The 26,522-nt window shown below is 52.9% G+C and carries 23 protein-coding genes; 18 read left to right on the forward strand and 5 right to left on the reverse strand.

The window, feature by feature from the left end; all coding sequences use genetic code 11:
- Positions 1-44: 44 nt before the first annotated feature.
- Complete coding sequence (locus LG203_RS13035; protein ID WP_230346155.1) at positions 45-1,040, reverse strand: hypothetical protein; 996 nt, start codon at positions 1,038-1,040, stop codon at positions 45-47.
- Between the two features lie 108 nt (positions 1,041-1,148).
- On the opposite strand from LG203_RS13035, the gene LG203_RS13040 reads away from it, so the two are divergent.
- From LG203_RS13040 to LG203_RS13065, 6 genes are all read left to right on the forward strand, one after another.
- On the forward strand, positions 1,149-2,828 hold the full coding sequence (locus tag LG203_RS13040) for a sensor histidine kinase (RefSeq protein WP_230346156.1): 1,680 nt from the start codon (positions 1,149-1,151) through the stop codon (positions 2,826-2,828).
- The gene (locus tag LG203_RS13045; RefSeq protein ID WP_230346157.1) at positions 2,828-4,201 is read left to right on the forward strand and encodes a sigma-54-dependent transcriptional regulator; all 1,374 of its coding nucleotides are present in this window, start codon (positions 2,828-2,830) and stop codon (positions 4,199-4,201) included. The genes LG203_RS13040 and LG203_RS13045 overlap by 1 nt, the downstream gene beginning before the upstream one ends.
- 94 nt (positions 4,202-4,295) lie before the next feature.
- Positions 4,296-4,958 (forward strand): protein-L-isoaspartate O-methyltransferase family protein, encoded by a 663-nt coding sequence (locus tag LG203_RS13050; protein WP_230346158.1) that lies wholly within the window; start codon positions 4,296-4,298, stop codon positions 4,956-4,958.
- An 8-nt stretch (positions 4,959-4,966) separates the two neighbouring features.
- Positions 4,967-6,328, forward strand: a complete 1,362-nt coding sequence (locus LG203_RS13055; protein ID WP_230346159.1) for a TolC family outer membrane protein — start codon at positions 4,967-4,969, stop codon at positions 6,326-6,328.
- The gene (locus LG203_RS13060) at positions 6,325-6,885 is read left to right on the forward strand and encodes an isochorismatase family protein (protein ID WP_230346160.1); all 561 of its coding nucleotides are present in this window, start codon (positions 6,325-6,327) and stop codon (positions 6,883-6,885) included. The genes LG203_RS13055 and LG203_RS13060 overlap by 4 nt, the downstream gene beginning before the upstream one ends.
- A gap of 6 nt (positions 6,886-6,891) precedes the next feature.
- Entirely contained in the window at positions 6,892-7,497 is a 606-nt protein-coding gene (locus tag LG203_RS13065) for a hypothetical protein (protein ID WP_230346161.1), read from the forward strand.
- A gap of 176 nt (positions 7,498-7,673) precedes the next feature.
- Here the strand turns inward: LG203_RS13065 and waaA are convergent, their stop codons facing one another.
- Positions 7,674-8,972: a lipid IV(A) 3-deoxy-D-manno-octulosonic acid transferase gene (waaA, locus tag LG203_RS13070; protein WP_230346162.1), complete on the reverse strand. Its 1,299-nt coding sequence runs from the start codon at positions 8,970-8,972 to the stop codon at positions 7,674-7,676.
- Between the two features lie 387 nt (positions 8,973-9,359).
- On the opposite strand from waaA, the gene LG203_RS13075 reads away from it, so the two are divergent.
- From LG203_RS13075 to LG203_RS13095, 5 genes are all read left to right on the forward strand, one after another.
- Complete coding sequence (locus LG203_RS13075; RefSeq protein WP_230346163.1) at positions 9,360-11,504, forward strand: adenosylcobalamin-dependent ribonucleoside-diphosphate reductase; 2,145 nt, start codon at positions 9,360-9,362, stop codon at positions 11,502-11,504.
- A 69-nt stretch (positions 11,505-11,573) separates the two neighbouring features.
- Positions 11,574-12,293 (forward strand): TSCPD domain-containing protein, encoded by a 720-nt coding sequence (locus tag LG203_RS13080; protein WP_230346164.1) that lies wholly within the window; start codon positions 11,574-11,576, stop codon positions 12,291-12,293.
- Positions 12,294-13,313: 1,020 nt separating this feature from the next.
- Complete coding sequence (locus LG203_RS13085) at positions 13,314-20,702, forward strand: calcium-binding protein (protein ID WP_230346165.1); 7,389 nt, start codon at positions 13,314-13,316, stop codon at positions 20,700-20,702.
- A 334-nt stretch (positions 20,703-21,036) separates the two neighbouring features.
- Complete coding sequence (locus tag LG203_RS13090; protein ID WP_230346166.1) at positions 21,037-21,483, forward strand: hypothetical protein; 447 nt, start codon at positions 21,037-21,039, stop codon at positions 21,481-21,483.
- 161 nt (positions 21,484-21,644) lie between these two features.
- Entirely contained in the window at positions 21,645-22,262 is a 618-nt protein-coding gene (locus tag LG203_RS13095) for a DUF1294 domain-containing protein (protein ID WP_230346167.1), read from the forward strand.
- Between the two features lie 130 nt (positions 22,263-22,392).
- Here LG203_RS13095 and LG203_RS13100 read toward each other — a convergent pair whose 3' ends face one another.
- Together LG203_RS13100 and LG203_RS13105 are read right to left on the reverse strand one after the other, a co-directional pair.
- A complete protein-coding gene (locus LG203_RS13100) occupies positions 22,393-22,599 on the reverse strand; it encodes a hypothetical protein (RefSeq protein WP_230346168.1) in 207 nt (68 codons plus the stop codon).
- Positions 22,600-22,649: 50 nt separating this feature from the next.
- Entirely contained in the window at positions 22,650-23,300 is a 651-nt protein-coding gene (locus LG203_RS13105) for a BON domain-containing protein (protein WP_230346169.1), read from the reverse strand.
- 232 nt (positions 23,301-23,532) lie between these two features.
- On the opposite strand from LG203_RS13105, the gene LG203_RS13110 reads away from it, so the two are divergent.
- From LG203_RS13110 to LG203_RS13140, 7 genes are read left to right on the forward strand one after another with little or no spacing between them, the layout of a single operon-like run.
- A complete protein-coding gene (locus tag LG203_RS13110) occupies positions 23,533-23,856 on the forward strand; it encodes a hypothetical protein (RefSeq protein ID WP_230346170.1) in 324 nt (107 codons plus the stop codon).
- Between the two features lie 52 nt (positions 23,857-23,908).
- A complete protein-coding gene (locus tag LG203_RS13115; protein ID WP_013443355.1) occupies positions 23,909-24,226 on the forward strand; it encodes a BON domain-containing protein in 318 nt (105 codons plus the stop codon).
- Between the two features lie 30 nt (positions 24,227-24,256).
- Positions 24,257-24,448: a hypothetical protein gene (locus LG203_RS13120; protein WP_230346171.1), complete on the forward strand. Its 192-nt coding sequence runs from the start codon at positions 24,257-24,259 to the stop codon at positions 24,446-24,448.
- Between the two features lie 37 nt (positions 24,449-24,485).
- A complete protein-coding gene (locus LG203_RS13125; RefSeq protein ID WP_230346172.1) occupies positions 24,486-24,806 on the forward strand; it encodes a DUF883 family protein in 321 nt (106 codons plus the stop codon).
- A gap of 3 nt (positions 24,807-24,809) precedes the next feature.
- Positions 24,810-25,202: a phage holin family protein gene (locus tag LG203_RS13130; protein WP_230346173.1), complete on the forward strand. Its 393-nt coding sequence runs from the start codon at positions 24,810-24,812 to the stop codon at positions 25,200-25,202.
- The gene (locus LG203_RS13135; RefSeq protein ID WP_230346174.1) at positions 25,199-25,561 is read left to right on the forward strand and encodes a YqjK family protein; all 363 of its coding nucleotides are present in this window, start codon (positions 25,199-25,201) and stop codon (positions 25,559-25,561) included. The genes LG203_RS13130 and LG203_RS13135 overlap by 4 nt, the downstream gene beginning before the upstream one ends.
- Positions 25,562-25,569: 8 nt before the next feature.
- Positions 25,570-25,779 (forward strand): hypothetical protein, encoded by a 210-nt coding sequence (locus LG203_RS13140; RefSeq protein ID WP_230346175.1) that lies wholly within the window; start codon positions 25,570-25,572, stop codon positions 25,777-25,779.
- A gap of 29 nt (positions 25,780-25,808) precedes the next feature.
- Here LG203_RS13140 and LG203_RS13145 read toward each other — a convergent pair whose 3' ends face one another.
- Positions 25,809-26,516 (reverse strand): Crp/Fnr family transcriptional regulator, encoded by a 708-nt coding sequence (locus LG203_RS13145; RefSeq protein ID WP_230346176.1) that lies wholly within the window; start codon positions 26,514-26,516, stop codon positions 25,809-25,811.
- Positions 26,517-26,522 lie beyond the last annotated feature (6 nt).

Genomic DNA, 26,522 nt, shown 5'->3' on the forward strand with positions numbered 1-26,522 from the left:
CGTCAGGCGGTCTCGATATTGCAGCTTGGCAGAACGGGAGAGCATCAGAACAAAATGGCAAACGAAGTAAAGAAGCCTTTGGGAGCATCGGCGCGCTCCTCGTCGCCGCCTACATACTCAAGCTTCAATACCCGGTTAGGCTGCATCCGCCAGGCGGCCCCCACGACCCAACGTTCAGCCGAGCCTTCTGCCGGGCGCTTGAAATTTTCCAGCCGACCGACCGCAAACCAGCGGTTACCCAAGGGCGCCACCGCCTGCACATAAGCGCCGCTGCCGCCGTCGCGGTTATTGCTGTAATAGCGCTGATAGCCTTCGCCACTGAACTCCCAGTCATTGTGTTTCACCATGAAGTCAGCCCCCGCCATCCGGAATTGCGGTGTACCGGGAATATCCTCGGTAAATTCCATCAGGGTCAGCCCCAGATTCAGTTTTCCGGTAAAGGCAAAGCGCGCGCCATGGCTGTCGCGATACTGGATTTCGTCGCCGTCCAGATGCTGGTCTTCCAGCGCCTCCATGAAAAACGTGTACTCAAATGCACGGTTGTCAAAAGGCTTGGCGCCATAAAGCATGACGCCGTTGATGGACTGAGGGAACAGGCGGCTGGTCGCCAGCGGGCGGGTGGTGGTCCACACCAGCGGGGCCGCATGGATGAGGTTCCAGCGGCCAGCCGGGGTCAGGAAGCGGCCGGCGCGCAGATTGTATTGCTCGGAGATGTTGTAATCGAAGTAGAAACGTTCCAGGTCTATTTTTGCGCCATCGTTGGTCATGCCCTGGCCCGACTTCCAACTGACGGGCTTTTCCTGCTCAAGCTCGGCGAAAAACCGCCAGCGGCCTTCCCCTTCCCAGCGCAGCAAAAAGCTCAACTCCTCCAGACTGGCTTCTGATTTTCCACCAGGATGCACATTCAAATACGCACTGGAGTAGCCGCCCAGCTTGAAGCCGTCGAGAAAACCACCTGCCGTATCGTCCGCAGCAGCAGACTTGCAGAGGCTGAGGGCGACGACTACACTCAACACCCCATAGCAGCTTAATGCACGCATACATTCCCCAGCGTATGAATCATCCAAATGGCACCACCCTTTGCATCAAGTGCACCGCATGTTGCGGAGAACACCTGATGCCAATGTGCGGATTCTCGCATTGAAACCATGCTGAGCAAAGCGCTACCGATCCGCTTTATCCTGTTAGGCGCGTTTCTGCTGGCAGGTTTGCTGCCGACGCTGCTGATTACCGGCATGGCGTTTTACGAGGCCCGCAGCGCCCTCAAAACCGAAATCAAGCGCGACATGACTACGCGCGCGATCGCCACTGCCGATGAAGTGGATCGCATGATGTTTGAACGTTTGCAGAACGTGGCGTCCTGGAGCCAGCTCGAGATCATGCAGGAAATCCGCATTGATGACGTCGACAAACGCCTGTCCAAATTCCTGAGCGACCTCAAGCAAAGCTACCGCGATATTTATGTCGAACTCTATGTCGTGAATAACGAAGGTCTGATTGTCGCGTCCAGTAATATTCAGCATATCGGCCAGCGCCAAGCGCCTATCCCGGCGTGGCAGAAAGCCAGACTGCCACAAACACAGATCAGCCTGGGCGCCATTGCACATGACCAGTTGCCGATACTCGCCACCATCTACAGCACGTCTACCGAGGCCCCTGTCGGCCAGCTGGTGGCGGTATTTGACTGGCTGCAGATACAGCATGTGCTGGAAAGTGCCGTTACTGGCCGTAGTGCAGCGGCACTGTATGATGATCAGCATCAGCTCCTTAGCAGCACCAGCCGCTGGCATGCCATTCACCTGGCTAAAAAGCTGAGCAGCCACGCCAAAACCAATGGCTATCAGAATTTTGCCGGCTTTGACTGGCGCGTGGACATTCTGCAAAACCGCGCACAGGCCATGACACCCGTACGTCAGATGGCGTTTATCTTCCTGGCCCTGCTGCTGGTGACCGTGGCGCTTGCCACCTTGATTGCCGTGCCAGTCGCACGGGCCATTACCCGGCCTATCGCCAAGCTGACGGATTTTGCACTCGGTTTCATGCGAGCACCGAGCAATATGGCGCCGCCGCGTGGTGGCCCGGCAGAGATTGATGCCATGTCGCACGCCTTTGCCCGCATGATCGAAGATCTGGAGCGATCCAAGGAAAACCTGACGCGAGCTGCCAAACTCGCCGTCGTCGGCGAAATGGCGGCAGCCATGAGTCATGAAGTACGCACACCCCTGGGCATTTTGCGCTCCTCAGCCCAGGTATTGCTGCGCGAACCCACTCTCAGCGAAGAAGGCCGCGAAGTCTGCGGTTTCATCATCAGCGAAACCGAACGCCTGAACAAACTGGTCTCCACCCTCATCGACTCGGCCCGACCACGGCTGCCCAACTTCACGCCGGTAGACCTCAGCCAGCTGTGCGCACAGTCAGCTTCCATGCTGCGCATGCAGGCCGAGAAAAAACACATCGTGCTGGAGACCCAACTGGATGCAAGCCTCATTGCCACCTGTGACCCGGAACAAATGACCCAGGTGTTGCTCAACCTGTTGCTGAATGCCATTCAGGTATTGCCGGATGGCGGTCATATCGTGCTGGGCAGCAATAAGGTGGATGAGCATGCCTGCATTACCGTATCCGATAATGGCCCAGGTATACCCGAAGAGCACCGCGAGCAAGTATTTGACCCGTTCTTTACCAAGCGTAGCGGCGGCATCGGCCTGGGCTTGTCCGTCGTGCGGCAAATTGTGCAGGCGCATCATGGCAGCATACGCGCCGGCACCAGCGCGCTGGGCGGCGCTGAATTTCGTATTTTGTTACCTCTTTCCGGAGTAGAAAACTAATGTCCCCACTCAAACGCATCCTGGCACTGGACGATGAACCCAATATGCGTCGCCTGCTGGAGATCAGCTTGCGACAAGCCGGTTACCAGCCGGTGGTGGCCGAAAATGGTCGGGAGGCGCTGGATATCCTGCGTGCAGGCGGCGCCGATCTGGTGGTAAGTGATTTGCACATGCCAGTGATGGATGGCCTGCAACTGCTGCAAGCCATGCAGAAGGAAGGACTGGAAGTGCCGGTGATCATCGTGACGGCGCAGGGCGAGATCAGCACCGCCGTGGCGGCCATGAAGCTGGGCGCGTCTGATTATATTTTGCGGCCGTTTGATCTGGAAACCCTGGAAATTGCCATTGAACGCGCGCTTTCGCTCAGCCGCCTCAAGCTCGAAAACCAGTTTTTGCGCGAAGAAGCACATGGTGATGACGGCATGGTTGGCCAAAGCCCTTCCATGCAGCGCGTGCAGCAAGCCATACGGCAAGTAGCCCCGGAAAAAGCCACCACCCTGATTGTCGGCGAAACCGGCACCGGCAAGGAACTGGTGGCGCGTGGTGTGCACCAGCTGTCGCCGCGCAAGGATGCGCTGTTTGTCGCGGTAAATTGTGCGGCCATCCCCTCCGACATGCTGGAGTCGGAACTGTTTGGTCATGAGCGCGGCGCCTTTACTGGCGCCATCAAGGAGCGCATAGGCAAATTCGAACTGGCCGATGGCGGCACCTTGTTTCTGGACGAAGTGACGGAAATGCCGGTCAACCTGCAGGCCAAGTTGCTGCGCGCGTTGCAGGAAGGCGTGATCGAGCGCCTGGGCAGCAACCGCGCCACCGCGGTCGATATCCGGGTGATTGCCGCGACCAACCGCGACCCCATGCAAGCCGTCAAGGAGGGCAAGTTGCGTGAGGATCTGTATTACCGGCTCAATGTGTTCCGCATTGACTTGCCGCCATTGCGGGATCGCAGCGGCGACATCCCGCTGCTAGTGTCGCATTTTCTGCAAAAGCGCCAGGCCAGCATCAGTGAGGCCGCCTTGTTTGCGCTGCAATCGTATGCGTGGCCGGGCAATGTGCGCGAGCTGGAAAACGTGCTGGAACGCGCGTGCATCGTTTGCGGAAAATCGCCCATTGAACCGCAGCATCTGCCTGCGGACATACTGCAGTCCAGTCCGCTACCCGCCACCGCAGCAGGGGAAAATGCAGCGGCTGTGCTGTCGCTACCACTAGCCACCGAAGCACTGGAGAAAAAGCTGATTGAAGCCGCCCTGCGCCAGAGCAAAGGCAATAAAAGCCGGGCCGCCAAGCTGCTGGATATCAGCGAGCGTTCGCTGTGGTACAAGCTCAGCCGTTACAAGCTGGATGATGAGCCAGCATCTGATTCAAGTCATTGAAATCAGCCAGAGAAAACGGATTGAACCGTATTGATTGAAACTCGGAGTGCAGGCGCTATAATCAAGCACTCACTGACCATGCGACGGAAGCAAGATGATGCATAAGGATGTAGAACAAGCACGTTTTAACATGATTGAGCAGCAGATCCGCACATGGGAAGTGCTGGACGCGCGGGTACTGGACCTGTTAAGTCAGGTGCCACGCGAAGATTTTGTGCCGGAACAATATCGTGGCCTGGCGTTTGCTGATCTGGAAATTCCCATAGGTGCTGGTCAGCAGATGCTTTCACCCAAGATGGAAGGCCGCATCGTGCAGGCGCTGGAGATCAGCAAAACCGACCGCGTGCTCGAAATCGGCACGGGCAGTGGCTATCTCACGGCCTTGCTGGCAACGCTCGCCAAGGAAGTCGTCAGCCTGGAAATTCATGCTGACCTCAGCGTCGCTGCTCAACGCAAACTGCAACAGCACGGCATACACAATGTAAGTCTGGAAATTGCCGATGGTAGCCAGGGTTGGGCCACTGGTGCTCCGTATGATGTCATCGTATTCACTGGCTCGCTGCCTTTGCTACCCGTGGTTGCCGAACAGCAACTCGCCATCAATGGCCGCCTGTTTGCCGTGGTAGGCGAAGGCCCCGCCATGGAAGCCACCATGATACGTCGCGTCAGCGCTGACAGTTTTCGCCACGATGTATTGTTTGAAACCTCGTTGCCACCCCTGGAAAACGCGCCTCACCCAGCCCGTTTCGAATTCTAAGCTCTATCATGCGCTTCTCATGGTATGTACTGGTGCTGGCAGCGTGCAGCCTGTCGGCACAGGCCGCCCCCATCCAGCAGAATCTGGTGGACCTTTACCAGCTCGCCCTCAGCAGTGACCCCACCTGGGCCGCCGCCAAAAACGCCCACCTGGCCGCGCAGGAAAAACTGGAGCAAGGCAAATCCCTCTACCTGCCCACCGTTTCGGCCAGCAGCAATGCCAGCCATTCGGAAACCAACATCCGCTACATGGGCAGCGACACAGTATTTCGCAATGGCGGGCGCGAATCGTTTGATACCTTTGGTTACGGCGTCAGTGTCAGCCAGCCGATTTATCGCAAGCAGATCAGCGCTCAGTTTGCTCAGGCGAAAAGCCAGGTAACCCAGGCAGACAAAGAGCTGGTACTTGCCAGACAAACCTTGATGTTGCGAATTTCGCAGGCTTATTTCGACACCCTGCAGGCGCAAGACAGGCTGGACCTGATCAATGCCCAGAAGTCCGCCATCAGCGGCCAGCTGGAGCAGGCCCGCGCCAACTTTGAAGCAGGCACGGCCACCATTACCGATGTCAATGAAGCCCAGGCCCGCTACGATTTGCTGCAGGCACAGGAAATTGCCAGCCTGAATGACATGGAAGTGAAACGCCGCACGCTGCAAGCCATCACAGGGCAGCCGCCCGCCAAGCGACTGGCCGCTGCCATGGCCGATTTTCATCCTACATCACCCGAACCCGCCGATATGGAAGGCTGGGTCACCATGGCTGAACAGAGCAACCTGAATGTACTTATTCAGCAGCAGACGCTGGACATTGCCACGCAAGAGATTGAGCGTCAGCAGGCCGGGCATTTACCCACGCTGGATGCGGTAGGCAACTACACCGACACCCGTGCCAGCGGCGGTATTAACGGCTTTGGCACCGATCTGCAAAACGCCACCATCGGCGTGCAGCTGCAAATTCCCTTGTATCAGGGCGGGCTGGTAAATTCGCGTGTGCGGGAAGCCGTCGCCAACAAAAACAAGGCTCTCGACGACCTGGAAGCCGCACGCAGGCAGGCAGAGCTCGATACGCGCCAGGCTTATCTCACGCTGGTCAGCAGCATCGCCCAGGTGCGTGCGTACGAGCAGGCGCTAAGCTCCAGCCAAAGCCAGCTGGACTCCACCAATCTCGGCTACGAAGTCGGTGTGCGCAATAGCGTGGATGTGCTCAACGCCCAGCAACAGCTTTTCAGCGCCAAGCGGGATTTGCTGCAGGCGCGCTATAACTACCTGCTGGGCATGCTCAAACTCAAATCCGCCACAGGCCAACTTTCGGATGCCGACATGATCACCGTCAATCAGCATCTGGCATCCGGGGCATCGGTAACTCCGTGACCCAACCATCTTATCTTTCCCAGCGCCACTTGAGCCAAGTGGTCGTGATCGATGTGCAGCAAAAGCTTTGCGCCGCCATGCCTGCCGAGGAAGCAGAAAGAGTGGTTCGCAATATTGGCATATTGCTGCAGGCCGCTGCCTTGCTGGAAATCCCACGACTATATACCGAGCAATACCCGCAAGGCCTTGGGCCTACCCTGCAAGCATTGCAGCCCTGGCTGGGCGATGTGCCGCGCATTGAGAAAACCGTGTTTTCGTGCTGGCAGGCACCGGGCTTTCGCCAACACCTGACGAGTGACCGGCCACAAGTCATATTGACCGGCATGGAAGCGCATATCTGCGTGTTGCAAACCGCGCTTGACCTGCAAGCCCATGGGCATCAGGTGATTGTCGCGGCTGATGCCGTACTTTCCCGCCTGGGCTTGCACCGCGACAATGCCCTGCAACGTTTATTGCAGGCAGGCGTGATCGTCAGCAATACCGAATCCATCGTATTTGAATGGCTGGGTGCCGCTGGCAGCGATGCCTTCAAGCAGATCAGCAAGCTGATCCGTTAACTGATCATGACGTTTGCAGGCCTTTCCTGGCGACGTCTTGCATTTATCCTGCTGATTGCCTGGGGCGCATATCACCACTGGCAGCAACGTACCGAGCAACATGGGCCGGGCGTCATCGCGGCCGACAGCCCGCAGCAACAGCGCATCTCCCACGCCACCTCATTTTCGCTTAATAACTACACCATTACCCCGCTGGCAGAGTTCAGCCTGCAGGCCCGCGTACTCTCCACCCAGCGCTACCAGCTGGACCGTGCGGCGCAACTGGCGCCGGTGGATCTGGCGCTTGGCTGGGGCCGCATGTCCGATGAGACAATATTATCCAGGATCAGCATCAGCCAGAGTGGCCGCTTTTATTTCTGGCGCGTCGAGCAGTTTCCCATTCCGCGCGAAGAAATCGAAAGCCACAGCGCGAATATGCATATGGTGCCTGCCGACAACACCATTGCGCAGCAACTGAAAGCCATACGTGTGGGGCAGCGCGTCAATATTCAGGGCCAGCTGATTGAGGCCAAAGGTGCTGATGGCTGGACCTGGCGCAGCTCGCTCACGCGCACCGATACTGGCAATGGCGCATGCGAACTGGTGCTGGTGAAAGCACTCACCGTGGAGTGAGCATAAGGCCAGGCATGGAACCTATGTATAGAGAGAACTCAGGTGGGGATAGAGTCCAAAGTTGGATGGAAGCCTACACCAGAGAGTCGCCGGAGAAAGCGGATGGTCGGGATTGAATCTACCTTGATCGGCAGTAGTAAAACTGAACAGCTGGCGGTTTACATCCTCCGGAATAACTAATGGGCTTGCGGCACAAGGTAGCGCGCCACCAGATCGCACACCTTGTGTACGGCCCCACCGGCACTGCGGCTGAATTCAATCGCCGCCCACCCCATGGCCTGCCTGGCCTCAGCATCACCTAGCAAGCGCTGCATAGCCTTGGCCAGTTCGCCGGAGTCGCGCACGCGCCAAGCGGCACGGTCCGCAATGGCAAACTCGGCGGCGGCTTCAAAATTAAACGTATGTGGCCCGACCAGCACCGGCTTGCCCATGGCGCAGGCCTCAATCAGATTCTGCCCACCGTAGGGCAACAAACTGCCACCGATAAACGCCAGGTCACACGCGGCATAGTAGGTAAACATTTCCCCCATGCTGTCGCCGAGGATGACTTCAACATTCATGGCTGCGGCCTCTTCCACGGTGACATGCGCCAGCCGCGAGCGCTGCAGGTAAGAAAATCCGCGTTTTTTCAGCAACTGCCCGACTTCCGCAAACCGTTGCGGATGGCGAGGCACCAGTATGGTCAACAACTGCGGCACATCAGCGGCGCGTATGGCATCCAGAATCTGCTCTTCTTCGCCTTCCCGCGTGCTGGCCGCCAGAAACACCGGGCGGTTGCGCCCGACCAGCTCGCCCAGCCGCTCGCGCAGGACAGCACCCAGCACATCGGCATCCGCCGGTGGTTCCACATCAAACTTGAGATTGCCGCATATGGTGACGTTCTGCGCCCCTAGCGATTGCAAGCGTTGCTTGTCCTGCTCGGTCTGGGCGGCAATGGCACTCAGGCGTGCCAGGCCTTGTTCGGTGAGTCGGGCCACTTTGCCATAGCCATGGGCCGATTTGGCGGACATGCGGGCATTGACCAGCAACAGCGGAATCTGGCGTGCATCGCATGCCGCGATGAGGTTGAACCACAACTCGGTTTCCAGGATCAACCCTATCTCAGGCTTGAAGTGGCGCAGAAAACGGGCAACGGCGCCCGGCGTATCGTAAGGCAGGTAAACGCGGTCTACCTTGTCGCCAAACAGTTGCTCACTGGTCACGCGGCCGGTGGGGGTCGTATGGGTAAACAGGATGCGATGGCGGGGATAGCGCGCCTGCAAGGCCAGCACCAGCGGCGCCGCAGCACGGGTCTCGCCCACCGACACGCAGTGCAACCAGATGACAGGCTGGGCAGGCACTCCATGATAAAAACCGAAGCGCTCGCCCCAATGATGCAGATACTCCGGCTGACGCCGCAGACCACGCCACAACAGCTTGATGGGGGCGAATGGCAACAAGCCATACAGCAATAAGGTATAGAGTAAACGGGGCATAAGGCTATTTTCGCACATATCCCCATCCGGTTTCACCCTGGATCACCTGCGACCGCCTCATGACAGGACAACAGCGCTGAAACAGGCATGCAGCAATGCCTGAAAAGGTCAATATCACGGGCAGAAATTTATTTTTCCGTTCGTTAGCAAGGACTCACCTTTACGCTAACGCCTGCCCGCTGGCGTCTTGTCATTTCATGCACAAATGCAGGCACTGAAATGGCGCAGATGCACCGAAAAATCTTCTTGACCATCACAAGGAAATGACATAATTTTGCACAAAAGCACAATATATTGTGGTCTTGCCTTAAATCAGACCTAGAAGGCCAGACCTAAAATAACCAGCTTGATTACCCATCAAGCATCGCCACAAGGAAGGATCCCTACATGCTAAAAGCTGTGAAAGCTTCAGACAACGCCACGCAAGAAGTCCCCATGCAACCCGTTTCACTCGACATCTGGGACAAGAAATATCGCCTGAAGACCAAGCAAGGCGATCATATCGATGCGGACATGGATGACACCTACAAGCGTGTTGCCCGTGCACTGGCAGATGCTGAAGAAACCGATGCCAAGCGCAGCTTCTGGTACGAACGTTTTCTGTGGGCACTGCGCCGCGGTGCCATCCCCGCTGGCCGTATTACCTCCAATGCTGGTGCACAAGAGCACAAGCCCGCGACCAGCACCATCAACTGCACCGTGTCCGGCATTATTGAAGACAGCATGGATGGCATTCTGGAAAAAGTGCACGAAGCTGGCCTGACCCTGAAGGCTGGCTGCGGCATTGGCTATGAATTCTCCACGCTGCGTCCCAAGGGCGCATTCGTAGCTGGTGCAGGCGCTTACACCAGCGGCCCACTGTCGTTCATGGATATCTACGACAAGATGTGCTTCACCGTGTCCAGCGCGGGCGGACGCCGCGGCGCACAAATGGCGACCTTTGATATTTCGCACCCGGATGTCACCGACTTCATCAAGGCCAAGCGCGAGGCTGGCCGACTGCGCCAGTTCAATCTGTCGACCCTGATCACCAAAGAATTCATGGAAGCGGTGAAGGCCGATGCCGAGTGGAAGCTCGCATTCCCTGTTACCGAAAAAGAAGCCAATCAGGACAGCCTGAATCTGGAAGACCCCACCCAGGTGGTATGGCGCGAATGGCCCGTCAAGAACAAGTACCTGACCCGCGAATCTGACGGCAAGGTCGCTTGCCGCGTGTACAAGACCATCAAGGCGCAACGTCTGTGGGATGTGATCATGTCCTCCACTTACGACTTCGCCGAGCCAGGGTTTATCCTGATCGACCGCGTCAATGAAATGAACAACAACTGGTTCTGCGAAAACATTCGCGCTACCAACCCCTGCGGTGAGCAACCACTGCCACCTTACGGCGCCTGCCTGCTGGGCTCGGTCAACCTGACCAAGTTCGTGCGTGAGCCTTTCACCGACAAAGCCTGGTTTGACTGGGAAGAGTATCGTGAAGTCGTTGCCACCTTCACCCGCATGCTGGACAACGTGGTAGAAGTCAACGGCCTGCCACTGCCACAACAGCAAGCCGAAATCATGCGCAAGCGCCGCCACGGCATGGGCTACCTGGGCCTGGGCTCTACCCTGACCATGCTGAAGATGAAATACGGCGATGACGCATCGCTCACCTTCACCGAAGAAGTCACCAAGATCATGGCCGAAGTGGGCTGGCAAGTCGGTGTTGAACTGGCAGAAGAAAAAGGCGCAGCACCGATCATGGACGAAGAGTTCGTGGTCACCGCCGACCTGCTGGCCAAGCGTCCGGAAATGGTCAAAGACGGCATCAAGCTCGGCGACAAGGTCAAAGGCAAGGTATTGATGGGCCTTTACAGCCGCTACATGCAGCAGTTCCCCGAAAAGCTGCGCAAGCAGATCGCCAAGAATGGCGTGCGCTTTACGCACCACAGTTCGATTGCGCCAACCGGCACCATCTCGCTCAGCCTGGCCAACAACGCCAGCAACGGCATTGAGCCATCCTTCGCCCACCACTATGCCCGCAACGTAATCCGCGAAGGCAAGAAGTCCAAGGAAAAGGTCGACGTATTCTCGTACGAGCTGCTGGCTTACCGCGAGCTGATCAATGCCAGCGCCATGCCTTTCTCGGACAAACCCGAAGAGCAGCTGCCGGAATACTTCATGGATTCGTCCACCATCAGTGCCAAGGCTCACGTGGATATCCAGGCAGCGGCCCAGAAGTGGATCGACAGTTCCATCTCCAAAACCATCAACGTCCCCACGGACTACGACTTTGGTGATTTCAAGGATATCTACCTCTACGCCTACGAAAAAGGCCTGAAGGGCTGCACCACCTTCCGCTTCAACCCGGAAGCCTTCCAGGGTGTGCTGGTCACCGAAAAAGACCTCGAAAACACCACCTACAAATTCACGCTGGATGACGGCTCGGTAGTCGAAGTCAAAGGCAATGAAGAAATCGAATACGACGGTGAAATCCACTCAGCAGCCAATCTGTATGACGCGCTGAAAGAGGGTTACTACGGCAAGTTTTAATCGTAGCGCGTGAAGCGCTACGGTATGGGCACGGGAGATTGATCCCTGCCCAACTGACAGGAGAACAAGATGGCTATCAAAATAGAAAAAAAGATCACCGGCTACAGCGTAGTCACCGAAGAAGACAAGGCCAAGGAAGCCGCAGCCGCCGCTCAGCAAGAAGCACATGAGCAGCAAGCCGCCCAGAAAATGGCCCAGATCGTGCAACTCGGCGAGCCGCTCAGCCGCCCGGAAATGCTGGTAGGCAACACCTACAAGATCAAAACCCCGGTCACCGAGCACGCGCTCTACATCACGATTAACGACGTGATCATGAACGAAGGCACCCCGCAGGAACACCGCCGCCCATTTGAAGTCTTCATCAACTCCAAAAACATGGAGCACTTCCAGTGGATCGTCGCCCTCACCCGCGTCATGTCCGCCGTTTTCCGCAAGGGCGGCGACGTGACTTTCCTGGTCGAAGAGCTACGCAGCGTGTTTGAGCCGAGCGGCGGCTACTTCAAAAAAGGCGGCAAATTCATCCCCAGCCTGGTCGCTGAAATCGGCGAAGTGCTCGAACAACACTTCTACCAGATCGGCATGCTGAAAAAACCCGGCCTGGACGAACACCAGAAAAAACTGATCGAGGAAAAGAAAGCCGAATACCTCGAAAAACACGCCAACGAGCCAAGAAACGAAGAAGGCTTCCCACCTGGTGCGCAGCTCTGCAACAAATGCAACACCAAAGCCGCCATCGTCATGGATGGTTGCCTGACCTGCCTCAATTGCGGGGACAGCAAGTGCGGTTAATGTGAAGGGAAAAGGCCCGCGAAAGCGGGGTGTTCTGTGCACCATAAGATGCAAGTTTGACCGCATAAGCCGCAAGTTGAGACCGCATAAGTTGCAAGTTGAGACCGCATAAGTTGCAAGTAAATAGAAAGCCCGCTATTGCGGGCTTTTTTAATATCTCAGTGACATCTTAGCTTTCCGGTCCGGAAAATTCATAAACTCGGCTAAAAATCAGGTATAACGAGGCGGTACAAACTGAACAAAGCACTGGTTGAAGGTGTTCTGGAAACTAAGATGGCCGAACATCCAGGACAACGCACAAAGGTGACTTTGCGAACTGGATATCTACGTTCTTCAAGACCAAGAAGGCAGTTTCGAGCCCTAGCTCATCCCAAAATACAAAACAAGGTTACCAATTTTGATGAGCAGATTATTGCGCGCTACGCCCGACGAATGAACCCCGTCAAATCTAAATCTACCTGAAGAAACGTATGGTGCGGATGCCACACCGTTGCTCATTTCCAACGTAGGAGATTACCCGAAGAGCTCAGAGCTGAGAAGGCTGTGATTCGGGACAAACTCCCAAGAGAAATCATTTGCTTTTTGATGATGAGTTAATTAGATTGCAAGTTGTTAATTTATGTAAACATTAACCATAACAATATATACAACAGGGTGGCACATGGGGATTACGTTAGCCGTGAACGTTTCTGTATGGAATTTGAGCACGCAATGCCAGTTCAATCGCATTCCTTTTAATAACGAGTTAACAAGTAATGATTTCTTAATTCTCTAACATTTATTAAGCAGGAAAATCGATGGCACCTTGTAGGTGTCCTCCATCTGGCATTTTCAAGATATTGCCGATTTACTGCCCAACAACTCTCATGATATTTAGTCTGAATAGACTATTGCTTCATAGGCTATATGAAATATCATTCATTACCGACCTCAAGCAGCTAGTCACATTGCTCAAACACGGCCTAACAGGCTTAACTAATTCGATAAAAATATAACAAAATCAAGGCTAAACACCTCATTATGGCCATTATCAATTACACAGAATTAAGCAGCTTGAGCCTCAGTTCGCTTCACTCGAGCTTCAATCAAGTTAGCAGCCAAGTAGATGCTTTAAATGCGACGATTTTGGATTTAGATCAGGCGCCTCTCTTTGTTGACGGTGACTCAGCCACAAACACTCAAGCCACCGGCACATGGGGTCCGTATATACTGTTAATAACGGGGAGTGGATTTCTTGGAAATAGTCCAGTCTTCAAGACTATTTCTTTAACGGACTTTATTACAAATTCCAAGATTGTATTAAATGGAAATTTTACTGGCTCGGGCGGTACTCTAAGCAACATTGCCGTAACAGAGGGCAATAGCGTTATCAAATATACAGGCACATTCAGATTGAATGCTGACCTGGATTTCACAAGCGCAGTTGTTAAAACTGTCTCCATTGTCAATGATGGATATAGCATATCACTAGCTGGCAGCTTAACGATGAATCTCGATACCGATGAAATTTCTGACGGTACCGTGAATAGCTTCAAGGTTACAGACCCAGCAGGCCATACGCTTTCCCTCAGCGGCATTGAGCTTGATTATGATCTTTTCTATAGTCTGATCGATTCCGCTACGTATTCTGACTTCACCACCTTATTGACTACGGTCAATGCAGGCAATGACACCATCGTGTCCGGTATTGGAGATGACACGCTTATGGGTGGCGCGGGCAATGACAATCTAACCAGTGGCGCGGGCGATGATCACCTCGACGGTGGTGCTGGCAACGACCTCCTGAATGGCGGCGCAGGTAATGACACCTACATCGTTGACTCCATTCTGGACAAAATCACCGAAAGTCTGACACTGACTCAAGGCGGTGGCAATGATACGGTCGAATCCAGCGTGACTTATACGCTAGGCACTAACCTGGACCACCTGACGTTGACCGGGCACGCCAACATCAACGGCAGAGGCAATGCCTTTAACAATGTCATTACCGGGAATGACGGGGACAATCTCCTGGACGGCGCTACAGGCAGCGACACATTGATTGGTGGGCAAGGTAACGATTCTTACTTGGCAGACCTAATAGTGACCAAGGCTGGTACAAGCACTAGCGTCAATACCAGCCAATTTGTAGACACCATCACCGAGCAGGCAGGTGAAGGCTCCGACACCCTGAATTTGCGCGGTAGTGCCAATCTTGCTTCTGCTGCCGTTTTCTCCTTAACTGGCACTCTGGCGAATTTCGAGAACATCAACGCCAGCGCCACCGGCTCGACCAAGATCAACCTGACGGGCAATGATGAGGCCAACTATCTGACCGGTAATGCGGCCATCAATACGCTGATTGGCGGAATGGGCGATGACACACTGGATGGCGGATTGGGCAATGACGTTCTCGATGGCGGAGAAGGTAACGACACTTACATTATTAACTCACTGAGTGATGTCATCACTGACGTTAGTGGCAATGATGCTGTACAGGCGGCATTTACCCTGAGCCTGGAAAACCCAATATTCAACAATAGCATTGAGAATGCCACCCTGACTGGCGCGGCCAACCTTAATGTCACCGGCAATACTGCAGATAACAAACTGACAGGGAATGATGGCATCAACATCCTGGATGGCAAGGCCGGTGCAGACACCATGGACGGTGGTAAAGGCAATGATACATATAGCGTTGATGACGAACATGACATTGTGAGTGAAAGCCTGACCAGCGCTCAAAAAGGCGGCATCGATCTGGTCAGGTCCAGTGTAAGTTTCACGCTCGGCACGAATATCGAGAACCTGACGTTGACTGATGGATCCGCCACAGGCGGCCTAGCCAATATCAATGGCACTGGCAACGATCTCAACAACACCATCATTGGCAATGCTGGCAACAACCGCATAGACGGTGGTGCTGGCAACGACCTCCTGAATGGCGGCGCAGGTAATGATAAGTTAAATGGGGGTATTGGTACTGACACTCTCACAGGAGGCGATGGCGCTGATCAATTTACTTTCAATGCTGCACTAAATAGTGATGTAGATACTATTACCGATTTTTCACATGACTTAGATAAGCTTGTCTTGGACGCCTACATATTTCAAGGATTGGGGGGAGCAGGTTCGGAAAGCTTCGCCGCTGGCGCAGGATTAAAAACTGCCGCAGATTCAAATATCCATCTTATATACGACACTTCTAGCGGCACGCTTTATTATGATGAAGATGGCGCTGGAGGCAATTCTGCAATAGCGTTCGCAAAATTTACCCTAAAACCCGCAGGTTTCAATTTCAGCGATGTCATTATTATAAATAGCAGCGACACTGTCTACAGTAGCGTTTCTTATGTAATGAACCCATTTGATTACCGCCTGACTCTCACAGGCAGCAATCCGATCAATGGAACCGGAAATGATCTCGATAACCAAATTACTGGCAATTCAGCCTCGAATTTTCTGATTGGAAATGATGGCGATGACACGTTAATAGGGAGGGAAGGAAACGACACCATCATAGGAGGAGAAGGCTTGGACTCTCTGGATGGCGGCGAAGGTGAAGATATTTATATCTACACAGATAGTAATGACTACGAAGGTGCCGAAATTACTGATAGCGGCATCATAGGAAATGATGAGATTCGGTTCGCTTCGTCAATAAATGGTCAAACCCTAACATTGCATGCACAAGATACTGGTTTTGAAGATGTGATCATAGGGACAGGTACTGGTGCTTATGCAGATATTTCAGGCACGACAAATTTAAATATAGACGCTTCTGCAATTCTGATTAGCATCGGGATGCTAGGCAATGCTGGAAACAATGTGCTGATTGGCAGCGCTCAAGACGATTTCATCTTGGGCTATTTTGGCAAAGACACGCTCATCGGCGGCAGTGGTACTGACCATATTGATGGTGGCGAGGGTAGTGATATTTATATCATATATGCACCTTCAGACCATTCAGATTATGAAATTGTTGATAATGGCTTTACTGGGACAGACGAAATACGGTTTACCTCTACTGTAGCGGGTCAGACCTTGACGTTATTTAGTCAAGATGCCGGGATAGAAAGTGTAGTCATAGCGACCGGAACTGGAGCTGCAGGAAACTCTTCTGCGACCACAAGTCTGAATGTGAACGCGTCTGCATTGCAAAGAGGTATCACACTTACTGGTAATGAAGGCAATAACATTCTTACCGCTACGTCTTCCAGCGACCTTATCATCGGGGGCGGGGGGGACGATGAGCTAGTAGGTAACTCTGGTGACGATACTCTTAATGGAGGCAATGGTCTCGATGTTCTGAATGGCGGGATAGGCAGCGACATTTATCTTATTAACGCATCCTCAGAGCATATCTCCGCTGAAATCTCTGACACTGGCATTACAGGAAGCGATGAAGTCCGCTTTACAGCCACTGTGGGATCCCAAACTCTTACCCTGTTTGCCCAAGATAGCGGCATCGAAACTGTCGTGATCGGTACCGGCATTAACTCAATCGCAAATACCAGTGGCACCAGCAATTTAAATGTGAACGCCTCAGCCATTCTAAATGGCTTAATCATTACCGGAAACAATGGCAATAATGCCATTACCGGGACAATACAAAGTGATTTTATTTCCACGGGAGCGGGAGATGATACGGTAATAGGATCCGGTGGCAATGATACTATTATTGGCGACTCAGGCATCGACTCTATCGATGGAGGTGAGGCAAGTGATCTCTATGTCATTAATGCGGCTTCGGAACATGCAAATGCTGAATTCCATGACTCAGGAAGTAGCGGTCAAGACGAGCTTCGCTTTGCTTCAACCATCGCGGGTGACACCTTAAATTTATTTGCCAATGACTTTGGTCTTGAAAAAATTGTCATGGGGACTGGTACAGGATCCGTTGCAGACAATAGCTCTAATATCGCACTACATCTCAATGCCTCCGCTGTTACGACAGCTTTAACTATTTTAGGCAATGCTGGCAGTAATGCCATTACCGGCACTTCCGGCGATGACACATTAATCGGGGGGGCAGGCAACGATTCTTTGCGAGGTGGCGAAGGAAGTGATCTGTATGTTCTTAACGTGAGTACTGAGCATGTGGTGGCGGAAATAAACGATGCTGGCCTGAATGGCATAGATGAACTTCGCTTTGCTGCCACAAGTGTTTCCTATAGCGAACTCACTTTATTTGCTGGGGATATTGGCATTGAAAAAGTGATCATCGGCACCGGTACGGATACCGTTGCGGATACAAGTGCTGCCATTTCCTTGCAAGTGAATGCTGCCGCAGTTTTAAATGCATTAACGATTGTAGGCAATGATGGTGGCAACACTATTACCGGGACCAGTTTTAATGATTCCATTATTGGCAATGGTGGAGATGACAACTTACTTGGGGGTGGCGGTAATGACACGCTACTTGGGGGTACCGGCAGAGATGTATTGTGGAGCGGTGCTGGAATTGATGTGATGGACGGAGGTGAGGATAACGATACTTATTATGTCAATGCCGCCTCAGATCATACACAAGCAGAATTTGCCGATACCGGAACTTCCAAGGATGAGGTTCGTTTTATCTCAAATGTTTCAGGCGACACTCTTAGGTTATACGCGGGAGATACAGGTATTGAAATAGTGTCCATTGGCTTACAAACCTACGACACGGGAACAATCGCACTAAACATAGATGCTTCCAAAGCACTGAATGGTCTGACACTGATTGGCAATTATGGAGATAATTTTATTTTAGGCTCCACTCAGGATGACATTATGAGTGGGGTATATGGGAATGACACTCTTTATGGCGGCAGTGGAAACGACAGTATTTATGGCGGTTCAGGCAACGATTTTATTTATGGGGGCGCAGGCAATGATGTGCTGGATGGCAGCGCAGGCGATGATGTATACCTCATCGACTCCCCTTCAGAATATACCATATCGGAAATTCTTGATTCCGGATTCAGCGATGCTGACGTGGATGAAATACGGTTTATATCAACAACGGCGAATAGCACCTTGGTGCTTCAGCAGGGAACCTATGGCATAGAGTCGATAGTCATTGGCACTGGCGTTAACCCAACTGCCAATACCAGCGGGACGACCGCACTAAATGTTGATGCATCTGATTCATCCTGGAGCCTCTTAATTAAGGGCAATGCTGGCATTAATAACATTAAGGGAAGTGTGGCAAGCGACACCATTACTGGTGGGCTTGGCACGGACAGTTTAGATGGTGGGGATGCCGGGGATATTTACATCGTTGGGTCGAATGCAGAGCATACCTCCGCCGAGTTCAGGGATACAGGGCTCAAGGGCACTGATGAAGTAAGATATTCCTCTCTCTCAGCTGGAACACTGACATTGTTTGCGCAAGACCTTGGGATAGAAGCTGTGCAGATTGGAACTGGAACTCAGTCCATTGCCGATATTTCAGGTAATGCTGCAATTAATATCAATGCTTCCGCTGTTTTGAATGGGCTGACCATTAGCGGTAACTCCGGCACTAACATGCTGACGGGAACTGCTTTCGGAGATACGATTCAAGGCAATGCAGGTAACGATATTCTTATTGGAGGCGTAGGTGTTGATACATTAGATGGTGGCGATGGAAGTGATTTATATATCATTTCCTCAGGGGCGGAACATAGCGCTGCTGAAATTTCCGATTTCAGTTATAGTACAAATGACATAGATGAAGTCAGATTCACTTCCACCCAGGCATCTGACACATTAACTATTTTCGCCGGTGACCTTAATATCGAGCGAGTTGTTATTGGAACAGGATCATCCACTGTTGCCGACTCCTCTGGCACTACGGCTCTCAACATCGATGCCTCCGATTATTTAAGCACATTTAATCTCCCTGAATATAACTATACTGCCGGCTTAGAAATTATCGGTAATAATGGTAATAATCTCTTGAAGGGATCTTCTTCCAGAGACCTGATCAATGGGGAAGATGGCAATGATACGATCTATGGTGGCGAAATAAACCTTTCCTCTCCGCAACAAAAAGACAGGGGAATAGATACGATTATTGGGGGAGCTGGCATCGATATTTTAGATGGTGGAAATGGTAATGATATCTATGTTATTAACTCAATAAGTGAGCACACATCAGCCGAAATTAAAGACACAGGGCTTACAGATGATTACGGCTATTACTATATTGATGAGATTCGTTTTGCATCCACCATTGCCAATGAAAAATTTATTTTATATGCGGCTGAAACCGGAGTCGAAAGCATTGTAATTGGAACCGGGACTGACCTCCATGCCAAGACTGCGGGAACGACCAATCTTGATGTGGATGCATCTGCTGCAGTCAATAAGCTGAGCATTGTTGGTAACAATGGCATTAATCAGATTGTTGGAACAGATTATGCTGATACGATAGCGGGTGGCGGAGGTATTGATATCCTGACTGGGGGGCTAGGTAATGACGTTTATGATATCTCATCTTCATCAGATCACCTTGCTGCTGAAATAACGGATTCCAGTGGATATAACTATGTACGGTTCTCTTCACATACTGCTGGAGAAACGCTCATTTTATTTGCGGAGGACACGGGAATATCCAGCATCAGCCTCGGATACGGCAATGTCACAGATCAATATACAAATTTTGTTGCGTTAAACGTTAATGCATCCGCCTTACAATATGGCGTTAGTATCGAGGGTAATAGCGGCGATAACAATATCATAGGCACTTCATTTAATGATTCTATCAACGCAGGACTTGGCACCAACACAGTAAATGCAGGTGCGGGGAATGATTTCTTGTATGGTGGTTATGGTATCGATATTTTCTATGGTGGGTCCGGGAATGATTACATTACGGGCGGATATTTTGGTAATGACCAACTATTCGGGGAAGATGGAAATGACTCAATTATTGGAAGTTATAACAACGATTTTATTGATGGCGGTACCGGAGATGACACCCTAAGCGGTGGCGATAATGGAAATAACACTATTGATGGCGGAGAAGGCAATGACATTATCAGTTCTGGAGTCGGTAATGACTTGATTAACGGTGGCATGGGCGACGACACAATCTATGGAGGTGTCGACAGTGATATTCTTACTGGAGGAGAAGGCGCAGATATTTTTGTTTTTAATGCTGTTTACCAGTCTTCTAATACGGTAAGGGACTTAGCCACCATCACCGATTTCGAATCCACCGTCGATAGACTTCAGCTGGATCACAATAGATTCACGCAGCTGGGGATTGGAAATCTCACTGCCAATAATTTCATTAGTAACTCCTCCGGCACGGCTGGGGATGCGAGCGATCAGATCATTTACAATACGACTACTGGAGCTCTTTACTACGATATCGATGGATCAGGATCAGCAGTGGCAGTTGAATTCGCAAATTTAACTGGGCATCCACTCTTGACTGCTTCGGACATATTCATCACGTAAAGTGGTTATAGTGATGTCAACAGTCATCCCGTTTGTAAAAAAATAAGATATCAGCAGTACATAAACCCAGCGATTTTTTGCTGGGTTTTTTACTACCAAAATGTCGGCTCCGGGAGGTAGCAGCCAGTGAGGCTAGCGTCCAAGCTTCCTTGAGAGCTGATCCCCCTAAAGCATCACTCACATCACCCCAAGATAACGCACCGTACTTTCCAACTTGGTATGGCCGAATAGCAATTGCCATTTCTCACGTAACAAATAATGACACCCACCCAATGTCCAGCCTTAACCTTTTTGGTATAGTTAAGAATCATTCTTAATATAAAAGGGAAGCAACGTGAAGAAATTCATAATCATCCTCGCGGCCATGCTGACAACAGCATGCGCGGGCGGCCCGGGGGCAATGGGTGGTGGCGAAGATAAATTTACTGCCGCTTACGTTAACGCACACATCGTGGTGGGCAAAACCACGCAGGAAGAAGTAAAGGCCTTATATGGCGTTCCTGACAAGTCATCGCAAAGTTCCAGCAGCCGAACAAGCTGGAACTACAAAAAGCATGGTGCCTTGTATGCGATTGCCGATCTGGTAAGTGCAGCCCCTGGTTCTGTACCAGGCGTCGTGTCGGCTGACTCTGCATTGAACAGCGCGAAAAATGCGTCTGAAGGCTCCGGCAAGCTGACCAAGGTGATGGATAAATCCTCTGGCAATACCGCCGTCAAGGGCGACAACCTGTCCATCGACTTTGATAAAAACAACAAAGTCACCAACTGGTTCCTGTACTAAGCCCTGGCTTGGCTAGCTGATAGCCAGGCAGTAAAAACGCCCGATGCTGTTCGTCGGGCGTTTTTTATTCGCGATGATCCAGGCCTGATTTTCATGGCGCTTACGCTGATGTAGCATCGCCAGACTGCTACTCAACTCCTCTTACAAAGCTGCGTGAATCTATGCGATATCAAGGTCGAATTACCACATGGAAAGATGCCCAGGGCTTTGGTTTCATTACCCCCAATGGCGGGGGTGAGCCGGTCTTTCTGCATATCAGCGCATTCAGCCATCGCAAGCGGCGCCCAGAGGGCGATGAGCTGGTGACGTATGAACTGAAGCGAGACGCCAAAGGCCGCTTGCAGGCATTGAAGGTGGCATTTGTGGGTGATAGTCCACGGCCAGCGGCCACCTCTTATCAGCGTAGCCCTGTACTTCCAATGTTTGCCTTTATATTTCTCTGCGGCGTGGCAGGGGCCGTCTGGGCGGGACAACTGCCAGCTGCCGTGCTGGGCCTTTATCTGGCGGCGAGTGTCGTTACCTTTGGGGCGTATGCCATCGACAAGTCTGCAGCGCGACATCATCGCCAGCGAACAGCGGAAAACACTTTGCACTTGCTGGCGCTGCTGGGTGGCTGGCCGGGAGCGCTCGCCGGGCAACGGCTGTTCCGGCACAAAACCGCCAAGCGCTCGTTTATGATCATCTTCTGGGTCACGGTGCTGATCAATAACGGCGTGTTGCTGTGGGCATTGTCGCCTGCGGGTGCCAGCGTGCTCAAGCCTATTGGGCCAAGTCATTAGCACAAGGTTTACGCAGTTGCTTTACCCCACCAATATCTGACGCACTTTGCCATTCAGGTAAACCCAACATGCGAAAAGGGCCGGTTAAGGCCCTTGAGCTTTCATCTCGCCCGGCATATGGACAAGCTATTTATTTGGCAGTGCATCCACAGGCCGTGACAGATTGCTTGGCCGCTTTTTCACAGCAGCTCATGGCCTGTTTTGCGCTGGTTTTTGCTTTGTTGGTATCGTTTTGTGCATGGCTGTCTGCGGCCTCGTGATGGTGTTTGGCACAGGCTTCGTGGTCCATGGCCGCCGCCTTGTGGGCGGCGCTGGCGGTGGTATTGGGATCAAGCATATGGAGCTCCTTGGGAGGGGTATTCAGGGTGGCAGGGCAAGGCGTGAGGGTTAGTTAAGCGACATGTTGTCGATCACATTTTTAACGCCTGGGGCTCCCCAGGCAGAATGCCGCGCCAGGCTACGTTCGGACCAGCTGTGCACCTTGCCGCTCAGGATCACATCCTCATCCTTGATGGTGACCGTGATCTTCTGCGCATCATCAATCGCACGGCGTTTCAGGGCGTTCTCGATGTCCAGCTTGACCATCTGGCCGGAGACCTTGGGCTGGATCATGATCTGGTTGCTGACTCCCGTCACGCCGATCAGGTTGGACACACAGCTTTCAATCGCGCGTTTCTGGTAATCCTGCTCCACATCGCCGGTCAGGGTGATCCAGCCGTTTTCCACCATGACCTTGATGCCGTCTTCGGGGATGTAGGTCATCCATTCAAAAATATGCTGGGCCGAGCGGGCAATATCCGTATCCGTGCGTTGCGCGCTGCCGGGCAGGTTAACCACCATATCCACGGCCAGACCTTTAACACCAGAGACACGTTGCGTGGCTTCTTCGGCATGCCATTTCTCGCCATAACTTTCTACATGACCAGCAAGGGTCACGATGCCATCACTCACTTGCACCCCAATATGCGCAGCATTGACGGCGGGCTCCCATTGCAGCTCGGCCAACACATCCTGTTGTAGTTGCGTATCTGATTTCATGGGGTACCCCTGCTGATGAAAGAAGTCCGCAGTGTGACCTTCGCTAACCGGGGTTTCTGTGCGCTGGCTCGCTTATCACGCGCCCATGCAAAACGACTCAGGCTATGTGCAGCTGCGCACAGACCGAACCTTAATAAGCTCCTACGCTGGGGTCAGCAGTAAGAGCAAGAGCCTTCATGCCAGCTCGGCATGTTGACCATTCTTGCCCTCTGCGTTCCCGAAAGGAATCTCCATGACCAGACGCTCTCTTCTGCTATGTGCAGCCGCCTTGAGTACAACGTGCCCAATCGCCGTTGCCGCCACCGAATCACCAGACAACATCTCGCTCATGAATAGCAACGGCGACAGCATGATCTCGCACGATGAATACATGGCGTATTACGAACAGAAATTCAGCAGCATGAAGCAGACCAACGGCATGGTCAGCCTGTCCGACATGAAGGCCCAGTTGAGCAATATGACCAACCGCAGCTCCATGAACAACAAGCCCTTGGGTACCACAACGGATAGCAAGACCGTGAACCCCAGAGACGCCACCAACGGCAAGAGTTACTGAGCATGCCTCGCATGTTTCAACCCCACCTTACCCATCACACAAGGAATACCCCATGAAAGCACTAAAACTGATCGTCGCCTTCAGCATGGCATTGGCACTGATCACCTCCGTCGGCTGCGCGTCCACCTCCAAAAAAGAGGGCACGGGCGAATACATGGATGACAGCGTCATCACCACCAAGGTGAAGGCGGCCATTTTCAATGAGCCCACCCTCAAATCAGCTGAGATCAATGTCGAAACCTTCAAGGGCGTGGTGCAGCTGAGCGGCTTTGTTAATTCACAGGAAGACATCAACAAGGCGATTGCCGTCGCCGGGCGCGTCGGTGGTGTCAAGTCGGTGAAAAATGATATGCGGCTCAAGGCCAAATAGTCTTTCATCGTCCCGTATAAAGGAATCATCATGCTGGAAGCGTTTGCATTTGTTTTACTTGCCCTCTGGCTGCTTGCCATGGGGGCGTCGGTGACCATGGGCGGCCTGATCTATCTGCTGCCTGTGCTTGCACTTGGCATTCTGACGGAACGCACCGTCCATTTCTGGAGCCCGTGGCTGATGCTGAGATGGCATGCCAACCGCATTGCCCATGCAGCCTAAATCACCTACTTAATCACTCACCACCAAGGAGCACCATATGGATGACATCAAGACAACAACCGGCCGCGAACAATTGATTGCGGATTTTCAGGTCGCCGTGGCGGATGCCGAGGCCTTGCTCAAGGCTACCGCCAACCAGGGCGGGGAGCAGCTTGCGCAAATTCGCGACAAGGTGGAAAAATCGCTGGGCGTGGTCAAGGCCAACATGGCCGAAGCACAGACCGCCATCATCGCCAAAACCCGCGAAGCCGCCAAAGCCACCGATGAATATGTGCATGAAAACCCATGGGAAGCCATCGGCATAGGCGCAGCAGTGGGTGTCGCGATTGGATGGCTGATTGGGCGTCGGGCACCTTAGCCCATGGCCAACGATGCAGCCACTGCCAGCCCTGGCGTATTGGGTTCGCTGACGGCCCTCAGCGGCGCCCTGCTCGCCATCCTCTATACCCGCCTGGCCCTGTTGCGGCTGGATATAGAAGAGGAGCGGCTGCACTTTTTTTCTTTGCTGGTCACCACGCTGGCGCTGCTATTTTGTCTGGGTATCGGCGTGATACTGGCATGCATACTGCTGATCGCGGTGTTCTGGAATACTTACCCCTTCCGCGTGCTGGCCATCCTGAGTGCGGGGTTTATTACCATGGCCGTACTGCTTGGTCTGCTGGCACTGCATAAAATCAAGCACAAGCCTCAGCTGTTTTCCGCCAGCATGGATGAGCTGGGCAAAGACATTCACGCCATGAAAACGCCACCGTGACTACCCGCATGCAAGCCCTGCTAAAGCGACGTGCCCAGCTGTTGCAGCAGTCTGCGCAACAACGCGAACTGATGGGGCAGCATGCACGGGTATGGCACACCAGGCTGGCAAGACTGGACCATGGCTTGCACATATTCAAGTTCATGCACCACCATGCCTTTTTACTGGGGGCAGGGCTATGGCTACTGCTGCGCTGGCAACGCAGCCCCTCCAGTCACTGGTATTACCGGATATTTCATCTATGGCGCTATTACCAGCAATGGCGGGCCTTGCGTTCATTGGCCTCTGCCACGGCAAGCACCGACATGGATAACCGTCCCGCTGAAATGCATACCCCATTTGTGATTAACCCACCCTAGGAGTCATCATGTCCAAAGCCGGTTCAGAGTTCAGTTGCGATGCAAATACGCAGGCACTCATGCATGCATTTAACCAGGCGGTCGCCGAGGCAGAGTCTGCGATTGCCTTGACGGCGCATGAAAAAGATCCGGCCGTGGCATCGCTACATGCCAGGCTGAAAAATTCATTACAGCTGGTCAAACACAGCATGACAAAATCTGGACTGCTGGCCTCTTAAACTATCCAGCGCGCTATCGCCCTCACCTGCTAGCACACCAGCAGGCGGGCATACACCGCTTTATCCGTCTCGTAACAACTGCATGCCGCCGCCTCCAGCCCGGCGGCATCATCAATTCGCACCTCCCCGCGGCGATAGCTGATCAAATGCTGGGAATGCAGAGCACCTGCAGCCTTGGTAACCCCAACGCGCCGCACGCCCAGCATCTTCGCCAGCAGTTCGTGCGTGATGTAAAAATCCTCCGAGTGCATGCGATCGCGCGTCATCAATAGCAATCGTGCCAGGCGCTTCTCCACCACATGAAAGCGGTTGCACACGGCAATCTGCGCAAACTGCTGGCAGGAGACATGCACATAGCGTTTTAACAACTCGTGCAATTGCGGATGACGCTCCAGCTCATCCAGAAACAGCAACGCTGAGCTGCGCAAGGCGAGACCATGGCCTTGCACCGTGGCGCCGAAAGGACTCTGCGCCACGCCCAGTATCAGGGAAGCACCGACCATGCCCTCATTGCCAATCAGGGCGACCTCCATGCCCTCTCCCTCTTCCAGATTGAGGGTCAGGGCTACCATGCAGGTCAGCGGAAAATACACATACTCAATGGTGGAATCAGGCTGGTTGAGCACGTCGGTCAAGGTGAGCTCGACGGCGTCGCAAGTATTGATAAAGCTTAGTCGCTCAGGCGTCGGCAAGGCAGCAAGCAGACAGTTAAAAGGGGATGACGGGGCATGAAGCATCTGGTG

Source organism: Methylovorus mays (assembly GCF_020531915.1).
GTDB lineage: Bacteria > Pseudomonadota > Gammaproteobacteria > Burkholderiales > Methylophilaceae > Methylovorus > Methylovorus mays.

Bases quoted from the DNA above. Each gene is read 5' to 3' on its own strand.
- waaA (WP_230346162.1), bottom strand. From the start codon at position 8,972: ATGCCCCGTTTACTCTATACCTTATTGCTGTATGGCTTGTTGCCATTC.
- LG203_RS13050 (WP_230346158.1), top strand. From the start codon at position 4,296: ATGATGCATAAGGATGTAGAACAAGCACGTTTTAACATGATTGAGCAG.
- LG203_RS13140 (WP_230346175.1), top strand. From the start codon at position 25,570: ATGTCCAAAGCCGGTTCAGAGTTCAGTTGCGATGCAAATACGCAGGCA.
- LG203_RS13095 (WP_230346167.1), top strand. From the start codon at position 21,645: ATGCGATATCAAGGTCGAATTACCACATGGAAAGATGCCCAGGGCTTT.
- LG203_RS13130 (WP_230346173.1), top strand. From the start codon at position 24,810: ATGGCCAACGATGCAGCCACTGCCAGCCCTGGCGTATTGGGTTCGCTG.
- LG203_RS13125 (WP_230346172.1), top strand. From the start codon at position 24,486: ATGGATGACATCAAGACAACAACCGGCCGCGAACAATTGATTGCGGAT.
- LG203_RS13105 (WP_230346169.1), bottom strand. From the start codon at position 23,300: ATGAAATCAGATACGCAACTACAACAGGATGTGTTGGCCGAGCTGCAA.
- LG203_RS13075 (WP_230346163.1), top strand. From the start codon at position 9,360: ATGCTAAAAGCTGTGAAAGCTTCAGACAACGCCACGCAAGAAGTCCCC.
- LG203_RS13085 (WP_230346165.1), top strand. From the start codon at position 13,314: ATGGCCATTATCAATTACACAGAATTAAGCAGCTTGAGCCTCAGTTCG.
- LG203_RS13110 (WP_230346170.1), top strand. From the start codon at position 23,533: ATGACCAGACGCTCTCTTCTGCTATGTGCAGCCGCCTTGAGTACAACG.
- LG203_RS13045 (WP_230346157.1), top strand. From the start codon at position 2,828: ATGTCCCCACTCAAACGCATCCTGGCACTGGACGATGAACCCAATATG.
- LG203_RS13145 (WP_230346176.1), bottom strand. From the start codon at position 26,516: ATGCTTCATGCCCCGTCATCCCCTTTTAACTGTCTGCTTGCTGCCTTG.
- LG203_RS13035 (WP_230346155.1), bottom strand. From the start codon at position 1,040: ATGCGTGCATTAAGCTGCTATGGGGTGTTGAGTGTAGTCGTCGCCCTC.
- LG203_RS13055 (WP_230346159.1), top strand. From the start codon at position 4,967: ATGCGCTTCTCATGGTATGTACTGGTGCTGGCAGCGTGCAGCCTGTCG.
- LG203_RS13065 (WP_230346161.1), top strand. From the start codon at position 6,892: ATGACGTTTGCAGGCCTTTCCTGGCGACGTCTTGCATTTATCCTGCTG.
- LG203_RS13115 (WP_013443355.1), top strand. From the start codon at position 23,909: ATGAAAGCACTAAAACTGATCGTCGCCTTCAGCATGGCATTGGCACTG.
- LG203_RS13080 (WP_230346164.1), top strand. From the start codon at position 11,574: ATGGCTATCAAAATAGAAAAAAAGATCACCGGCTACAGCGTAGTCACC.
- LG203_RS13040 (WP_230346156.1), top strand. From the start codon at position 1,149: ATGCTGAGCAAAGCGCTACCGATCCGCTTTATCCTGTTAGGCGCGTTT.
- LG203_RS13120 (WP_230346171.1), top strand. From the start codon at position 24,257: ATGCTGGAAGCGTTTGCATTTGTTTTACTTGCCCTCTGGCTGCTTGCC.
- LG203_RS13100 (WP_230346168.1), bottom strand. From the start codon at position 22,599: ATGCTTGATCCCAATACCACCGCCAGCGCCGCCCACAAGGCGGCGGCC.